The sequence below is a fragment of the Pantoea sp. USMM079 genome, from assembly GCF_037153115.1.
Lineage (GTDB): Bacteria > Pseudomonadota > Gammaproteobacteria > Enterobacterales > Enterobacteriaceae > Pantoea > Pantoea communis.
Window position 1 is genome coordinate 18,725 of sequence record NZ_JBBCKX010000036.1, and the last position, 8,712, is coordinate 27,436.

Annotated in this window: 4 protein-coding genes and 1 pseudogene; all 5 read right to left on the bottom strand. The window is 46.5% G+C overall.

The features are described from left to right. Positions 1 to 18: 18 nt before the first annotated feature. Positions 19 to 1,104: a protease modulator HflK gene (gene hflK / locus WFP70_RS25570; protein ID WP_337024805.1), complete on the bottom strand. Its 1,086-nt coding sequence runs from the start codon at positions 1,102 to 1,104 to the stop codon at positions 19 to 21. Then, positions 1,101 to 2,105, bottom strand: a complete 1,005-nt coding sequence (hflC, locus tag WFP70_RS25575; protein WP_337024806.1) for a protease modulator HflC — start codon at positions 2,103 to 2,105, stop codon at positions 1,101 to 1,103. The genes hflK (WFP70_RS25570) and hflC overlap by 4 nt, the downstream gene beginning before the upstream one ends. A 13-nt stretch (positions 2,106 to 2,118) precedes the next feature. After that, positions 2,119 to 4,005 (bottom strand): protease modulator HflK, encoded by a 1,887-nt coding sequence (gene hflK, locus WFP70_RS25580; RefSeq protein WP_337024807.1) that lies wholly within the window; start codon positions 4,003 to 4,005, stop codon positions 2,119 to 2,121. A 159-nt stretch (positions 4,006 to 4,164) separates the two neighbouring features. Beyond that, complete coding sequence (locus tag WFP70_RS25585; RefSeq protein WP_337024808.1) at positions 4,165 to 6,141, bottom strand: alkyl/aryl-sulfatase; 1,977 nt, start codon at positions 6,139 to 6,141, stop codon at positions 4,165 to 4,167. A gap of 1,651 nt (positions 6,142 to 7,792) precedes the next feature. Beyond that, positions 7,793 to 8,351: pseudogene (locus WFP70_RS25590) on the bottom strand (hypothetical protein); the annotation flags it as partial. Positions 8,352 to 8,712: the final 361 nt, after the last annotated feature.

Sequence of the window (8,712 nt, forward strand, 5' to 3'; positions counted from 1 at the left end):
CATGGCTACACTGGTGGCTCATGGGAAGCTCCCGTAAATTTTTTGAGAAGTGGCAGGCGGCGGCGTGTCATCAGGCGCAGGTCCCTGTAACAGCAACTGGCCACTGTCACCCGGCGTAACCGTAATAACCTGTCCGGCTGAAGACAGAATATGACTAATATTCTCCCGCCATAACCTTGGCAGCAGGCCAACGGCTGAACCGTCTGCGCGCGCCTGAGCAAGTTTCGTAATGGTCTGCGTTGAGACTTCTGCCTGAGCACGCACTTCACTGCTCGTGGCGTCAGCCTGCTGGAGTAACCGGTCGGCTTGTTGCTGGGCCTGCTGCAGCCGAAGTGTCGCTTCGTTTTGTGCCTGCGCAATGTTCTGTTCGGCTTGCTGGCTGGCGGTCAGCACGGAGTCAAAAGCGGAAACGGCATCAATGGGTAATGAAGACGCGATATCAACACGTTCAATCTCAATACCCGGCGCATTACCACTTCCGTCAAGCTTTTCGAGATCCTGCTGAATTTTTTGCTTCAGATCGTAGCGCAGTTTTAAACGTGCCTGAGCCGAGTCGCTATCATTCTGGACCGATTCCGGACGGGCAACCAGAATGGTGTCCAAATCGCGACTGGCACTGACAATGGTGGCAGCGTGCTGCGCCAGACGGTCAATCAGCGCATCGATATGTGGCCGCTGTAAGACATACCGAAGCGGGTCGCTGATGCGATAAAAAATCTGCATATTTAACTGAACCACACCTGCGTCACCGGTAAGAAGATAGCCCGCGCCTGCGCCTGCATCAGAGCCATACTGATCAGGAGAGAGGAGTTTCAGTTGCTGACTGCGTTGCAGGGGCAGCACATCATGCTGAAGAATGCGGGCAGGTCCGGGGATCACCTCAACCCGGTCAACTGGGTTGGGCCATGCGAACAGGACGCCGGAATTTTCTACCGCAACCGGGTTGCCAAAGCGCAGAACAACGGCCTGACTATCAGGCGGGATCTGATGAAAGCTTGAAAAAAGCCACACCAGAGCAGCCAGAAGCGTCGCAGCATACAAGCCGAAAAAGGCGATGCGATAGGACTGCCCCCAGGGAGAATATCCTGCAGACTGGTTTCTCATTGCGCCGTTCGCTCCGTATCAGTGGGCTGCTGAACCAGCGCTTTAAATGGCGCAGCATTGGTACTGAGTACGATTCTCGTACTTTTGTTCACCACATCATTCAACGTATCAAGGGAGCGAAGCAGGTTGTACAGCTGAGGATCGAGTGAATAGGCTTTAGCATAAATAGCGGCAGAATCACGTTGGGCCTGAGCAGTGATGGTTGCCGCCTTGACGGAGGCATCCGCTTCAAGAACGCGTGCATCCCTGTCCGCTTTGGAATGGATTTCTGCTGCCATCCTTTTCCCTTCCGCTGTGCGTTCCGTGGCTATCGTTTCCCGCTCAGCACGCATTCGGTCAACCGTCGCGTTCAGGGTGACGGCCGGCAAGGTCAGTCGCTCGATCCCCACATCGACAAGTTCAACACCGTAGCTTTTTAATAACTGCTCCCTGAGTTGAGCCTTTATTTGCTGCTCAAGCTGAGGAATTTTTACTTTTTTTCCATCCGTATTCACAATGTCAGACAACGCATAATTACTTGTGCTGGTTTCAAGTGAGGAGCCGATGAATGTGCGGATCTGTCGTGCCGCTTCTTCAGGTTGGTTCTGAACTGCCCGAATGAAGCGCAGGACGTGTGTCTCATCAGGCTCGACTTTCCAGATAGCCCACGCCTGAACAAGAATCCTCAATCCATCACGGGTGCCCACATCCTGAAGTCCACTGGAAGTAGAGCGACTGCGCAAATCGACTTCCAATGGGGTTTCGAACGGCGCTGGCAGGCGCCAGGCCAGTCCGGGATCTAAAATGACCCTGACGGGGCTGCCGAAGCGCGTGATAATGGTGGCACTGCCCGCAGGGACCTGCACCAGACACGCGATAAGCAGAGTCAAAATAATCAGTAATGCGGCGACGAAATAACGTTTCCATCCACCTTTTGCCCGACGCGAACGGCCGTCAGGATTATGATTCATCATCCCGATCTTATCTGGCTCTACGGGTGATGAGATTGTCCGAATCTTCATTATGCGCTGCCTTTTATTGATTACTTTCAGGTGTCTGCCAGAACTGTCTTAAGTCAAGGATGGGAGCATGGTGCTCGGAGATTTCATCATCAAGAATAAGCAGCGGAGTATGCGACAGGGATTTGCTGAGAATCTGGTACCGCCTTTCATTAATAAATGCTTGCGGATTGATCTCCCACGAATCGTGTTCAGCGCTATATCGGGTCAGAGCATTATCTGCCAGGGCCTGTTGTTCATGAGAGAAAGCCTGGGCTGTATTAATGGCGGTCAGCGCCACGCGTTGAGAGTCATTGGCGAGTGCTGCAGCGTAGCCTTTTTCTCGTGCAATCAGCGCATTTGCTGCAATCTGGGCTGCCTGCACGCCGTGATAGGCATTAGCTGCCCCAGCAGGGGGATGAATAGACTCTACACGGGTGAAAAGTAACTCCACGCCTAAGTTTAAATGATTAAGGCGTTGTTTAATCGCATTATTCAGAACAACAGACATCCCCGCGCGCTGCTCATTCAGTAAAACATCCAGTTGCTGATGGGCAAAATATTGGGTGAGGACTTGCCGGGCTACGCGTTGTATCGTGGAGGGTAAATCGTCAGCATGGTAAAGGCTGTTCATAGCATCAGTATCATGCATGCCAATACGCCAGATCAGCCGAATGTCCATATTCACTATCTGAAAACTCTGTTTATCACCAATGGAACTTGCAATAACCTGAGCCTGATCGGTTGTATGGGTGTTATCCCATAATCGCCAGCTGTCCTGCGGGGCAGGTCCTTCAATACGGTCCTGAACCTGGGGTGCAGACGAATTAGCGGGTAGTATGTCATCACTTAACTGCAACTCATATACCGCGCCATAGTCGACTGGGCGGACCCGTCCGAAGGGCCATGGTAAACCGATGTGTATCCCCGGGAGCAGGACTTTAACCGGTTGCCCAAATCGTTCGTATACTCCTCGTTGTGAAAGAGGGACCTGATGGATTCCGCTGATTAACCACCCTACAAATACAATCCCTAGCAACACGGGGGTAAAAATTCTCGCCATTAAGGCAAATGCCTGAATTTTCCCTATATCGACACCAAAATGCTGATAGATTTTTTTCCGGACTAAAAGAAGCGGGTGAAGAGGCCAGTGATAATATTCAGCAGTCATGCTTTTACAAAGGAACGGGGCAGACCATCCATTGCAGGGCAGGGCGAAGATTTTCATGAAGGAACGAATGACAAACTCTGCGGCAATTAAAAAAATCAGAGTGCACGCAACATTAATAACCCAAAGGGAAACTCTGGGCAGATAACTGTAGAGTGCTAATGCCACCGCCATGAGCAAAAGAATGCTTAATAGCGCACGTGTCAGCCCGGTAACCATAGAATGATAGGGCCATTGGCGTATCGGCTTAAAACTTAGCTTTCGTTCAATAACCAGCACTGAAAAACAGACGATGACCAGTACGCATCCAACCGGTATTAAGCCAGTTTTAATGGGGAACATTGAACTTTCAGTATTGAAATTCTCAACGACCAGATAAATGGCAAGGACCGAAAACACAACGGTTAAAGTCAGTTGATACAGATATTTTACGTAGTTTTTAACATTAGCAGTACGTAATTTTCTCCAGCATACCCTGAGCAATTTGTCATTTTCATCTGTTCCAGTAGGTCTCTGCTCAGCAGAGGGAGAGAGATTCAGTTGAACATTCTCAACCACAGCAAAAACAAGCAGGCAGATAGCAACCAAAGGCCGGGCAAAAATGCGCCATGCCTGAAAACCGTCTGTAGTGATGAGATAAAAATATAAGGTGCAGGTCAGAATGAGCAATAGTAAAGAAAATGCGCGATACCCTCGCAGCCTGTTGCGTATTCTGCCGAAAATCGTGTGACTGTTCTCGTCACTGTAATTTGACACAATAAAACCTCCACAGGATCATCCAGGATAAAATGAAGCAGAAGGTGATTGAAAAGAAAGCGCTGAGCGCTTTAAGCGTTCAAGAGGCATGCTGTCCGAAAACAGCAGACCTGATTTTTTAGAAAGCGGGCTATTTCTACTGAATAGCCCGCATGGTTACTACGGCGTAACGATGTTAAACCAGAACTCGAACTTATCCATTGAGTTAAGCAACTCGTTAATTTTGTCAGCATTCCCTGTGACCTTAACTTCTCCTTTTTCCTGAGCCTGCTGTAAAGTTTCATCCTTGAGGATGATCTTATTCAACGTATCGCGGCTCAGGGTCAGGGTTGCATCGGCATTATCAGCCTGGGAATTGGATGTGTGATTAAGCACGCCATTTTCCAGTTCAAGCTTATACTTGCCACCGTCTTTGCCCAGGTCCACATTCAGCGTCGCTTTGGCATTGGCGGCTTTTTCCCCATTGATGTGTGTCGCGAGATAATCGAAGAACATCTCTGGGGTCATGGCCCGGACCGTATCCGGGCTGGCCGTATTTGGCGTTGGTCCTTTCACCACACCGCTGCGCAACTCCTGGGCGCCGGTCAGGTAAAAGTTACGCCATGGTCCAGCCTCAGCCTGATAGCCAAGCTGTTCAAGTGCGTCAGCTTCAAGCTCACGTGCGGCCTTATTATTCGGATCGGCAAACACGACTTTACTGACAACCTGGGCAACCCAGCGATAATTACCCTGGTCAAAATCAGTTTTCGCTTTTTGCAGAATGTTGTCAGCGCCCCCCATATACTCGACGAATTTTTTTGCCCCCTCTTCAGGTGGCAATTCGTCCAGGGTGGCCGGGTTGCCGTCGAACCAGCCCAGGTAAAGTACGTAGGTCGCTTTGACGTCATGGCTCACCGAACCATAATATCCGCGGTTAGCCCAGGTATTCGCCAGAGCCGGTGGAAGTTTGAACTTGGCCGCGATTTCATCGCGGGTCAGACCTTCGTTGGCCATACGCAAAGTCTGGTCATTGATATAACGGTACAGGTCACGCTGAGATCTCAGTAACTTGTTAACGTTATCATTTCCCCAGGTTGGCCAGTGGTGCTGAGCCAAAATAATCTCAGCTTTACCGCCCCAGCGATTTATGGCGTCGTTAATATATTTTGACCACGGCAGCGGTTCACGAATTTTAGCGCCGCGCAACGAGTAGGTATTGTGCAGGGTGTGGGTCACATCCTCTGCTGTTTCAATAATTTTTTTCTCTTCGATATACCATAGCATTTCTGATGGCGCTTCCGAACCCGGCGCCATCATAAATTCATAGGTCAGTCCGTCGATGGTACGCTTTTCACCGGTCTTGGTGATGTAATCGGTAGGCGCAATCAGCGTGACCGTGCCGGCAGAGGTGGTTGTACCCAGTCCAGCACCGACCTGACCTTTAGGATCGGCTTTGAGAAGGTTACCGTACATGTAGCTGGCACGACGGCTCATGACATTACCCGCCATAATGTTCTCAGCGACGGCGGCCTCCATGAATCCTTCAGGTGCATAAATTTTGGTTTTTCCGGACTTAACGTCTGCTTCATCAACCACACCGCGAACGCCGCCGTAGTGGTCAACGTGGCTGTGGGTATAAATAATCGCAACGACCGGTTTTTTACCCCTGTTCTTGTAATAAACGTCCATACCAGCTTTAGCCGTCTCTGCTGAAACCAGCGGGTCTACGACCGTGATGCCGTTCTTGCCTTCAATGATCGTGATATTAGACAGATCCTGATTGCGAATCTGGTAAACACCGTCAGTCACTTCAAACAGGCCGCTGATATTAATTAACTGAGACTGGCGCCATAAGCTGGGGTTAACCGTATCTGGAGCCTTTTCACCTTCTTTGATGAAAGCATACTGGCCTGGATTCCAGATGACATTACCCGCTTCTCCTTTAATCACTTCAGAGGTAAGTGGTGCTATAAAACCTTTGTGCGCATCTTTAAAATCAGTATTGTCGGAAAAGGGCAGCTGACCGTAAAGAGCATCGTTCGCCTGTTTTGTTGGCCCTGCTGCATCCTTTCTCAGCTCATCTGCAGCCTGTACCATTGAAATCGAACTCAGGGAAGCGGCAAGCGCCATGCAAACTATTAGAGGCTTCAGTTTCATAATTATCCTCGAAATTAAACCTAATCGTTTGAATTTAAATGACGGAATAAACCTATCAAGAGTGACTCCCTGCTCCTGATAGGCGGTACATGGCGAAATGGGAAATGACTCGTAACATTTCGCTTTAAAAGTAGTACAGCGCTCCGATTAATCAATCAACACTAATGTTTTAATTTTTTTTATCTTTGTAATGTTGATATTGATCAATAAGTGGAGAAAAGAAACAAAAACCTCATGATCATAGAAAACCCAATAAAAACATCACATTAAATAACTATTGAGACTTACCACCTCTAGATAATGTTATATTATAACATTAATACTTTTTGAAATTTTTTAGGATTTACGCTATTGAGAAGAAATTGATATGACTTTTTTTAAATGGTTGCGCCAAACTAAATCGGAAAAACTGAAATCCTTTAGTTACATCTATGGCATAACGATGAAAAAGGTTTAGTTCTGGTTTTTGTATTTATGATGATTAATCATAGTGTTACTTTTATTTTCCAAAGAGCCACTCAACTTTCTAGGCTATAAGATGATGAAGATGCCATCATTAGAAAAGGTCAAAATTCTTGCGTAGATTGGTTTAGGGTTATTGGAATTTTTCTCAGGAATGCAGATATAACGTTAATAAAATCGGACCATGTCGCAAAAGAGTTAACTCTTTCCTGGGGAGGATCTGAATAGGGTCTGCTTTCATCATTCCTACGGAGATGAAGCTATATTGAAGGACATTCAACAGAAGATGAGAAGTAAAATCTGGTCAAAGCATTTCATAGCATTGTCTAACAGCAGTGGAGTGCCTGATGATCCTTACAACTAATAATCAGTTTATTTTTAAGGACATCCGAGTTATACGTTTCTTCTTAGACCATTTCATAGTTGGCACTGTTAACTGGAAACGTTATGCCGTACTGTTAGATACGCGGAGCCATATAATATTATCAGAAACAAGCACGAAAGAGCCATTAACTCGCTGTCGAGTCAATGGCTCAATTCAGTAAGTAAAACTAGGCCTCCGGAAGATGTTTAATCGGAACGGGTCCACGTCTGGATGATGCAAGATTATATAAACGTCTTTTCAATATGCATTTAGGACAGGGTGAGACTTTCTGAAAGTTATTCCTGGCCAGGTTTAATGCAACAACAAACTGTTCATGACGCCCCAATGCGATCATATCTTCTTTGTTGCTGAGGTAAATCTGGCAAGTACCGTTATGCAGTACATGATGCGTGTTCCCGACTTTGGATATGCTGATGTAGTAAGTATATTTCATACTAATTATTCTCGATTTAAAGGGTACTGGTAGGATGACTCAAAGATGTTGATTTGTTAAGTGAAATTTATTAATTCTCATCCCCTTACCTCATGTTCAACCACCTGAACCCGTTAACACATTGTTCACAAGTAATTTTCACCTACAACTCCGAAGGGTGCCTCATATATGAAATTCAGATGCATCAAAATAAATCACCGTTTAAAATACTTTTTATTCTGATAATTTGAACAATTAAGACCATTGCAAGCAATAACCTATTAGTCTCTAAAAAGTAGATAATTTTTCCTCTGGGATTTTCCAACAAGTTTTTATTGATGATTATTGAACAGTAGGCCCATTATTATAAGAGCATTTGGCCTCGACATCTCGAGCGACCCTCCAAGCCCATAGGCGTTCAATCTTCCCCCGTGCAGAAAATCAAAGTTTGCGTTTGTTCGCCGATCAATGACCCAAGCTTCTATGCGAACATCATTGGCGATAGTACCCAGCATGAAGTTTGCTATAGGTCGAATTACCCAGTTTCCTCCAAGAAGGTCACGGTAGAGATGAAAATCCCACCCGATTCAGCCTGTAGCCGTTAGACTGTTCCATTTCATGGGTATACGTCGTGTCTCAGTACCATTATTCAAGACAAACTGGGGATCGTAGCGGCTGTAACCCAAATGCTCCCTCGAGATATATAGGAAAATGTTCACTCAATGTTGCGCCACCACCAAACTGTGTAATGTTGAGCTCATTGCTTTCATTTTTTCTCGTGCCGATATTTAGATCACTTGCGGTGATAACAGGAACGACCATATAACTCATCAATGTAAGAACTGAGTCAGCACGCTGTTTAATGCGTTGACGATCTGCTGAGTCACTTGACGGAATAAAAGAAATGGCTTTAAGTGAAACAATAAACAGGTATTTAATTGCCGCATTCATAGCAGTGTGCAGCCGGAGTCAGTTTATAGATTTATTAATCATAGGGCAGGTAGGCAAAAAAAGGCCCAATGTTAAAAATATGGAAGATGCTCTATGTGCCATGTTTGAGCTATTGTTGGCTCAAATCATAGATTTTTAAAACCCATAGGCAACAAATATGAAAGTAGTGATGAGCAGATTAGAGCATCGAACAGAATCGGATGAGCTTTAGATGCTAAATTTAACATAATAAGTATTTCGCGTATTTATTTTATAGAAGCAAAGCTAACCTGGCCGTTCTGAGCTAAGCTTACCTGGCCGCTTCGGGCTACCTGCTGAGGATCCTGATATGACGGCTTCTGGTGCGGAGTTTTTCACGATG

Bases quoted from the DNA above. Each gene is read 5' to 3' on its own strand.
- hflK (WP_337024805.1), bottom strand. From the start codon at position 1,104: ATGAGAAACCAGTCTGCAGGATATTCTCCCTGGGGGCAGTCCTATCGC.
- WFP70_RS25585 (WP_337024808.1), bottom strand. From the start codon at position 6,141: ATGAAACTGAAGCCTCTAATAGTTTGCATGGCGCTTGCCGCTTCCCTG.
- hflC (WP_337024806.1), bottom strand. From the start codon at position 2,105: ATGAAGATTCGGACAATCTCATCACCCGTAGAGCCAGATAAGATCGGG.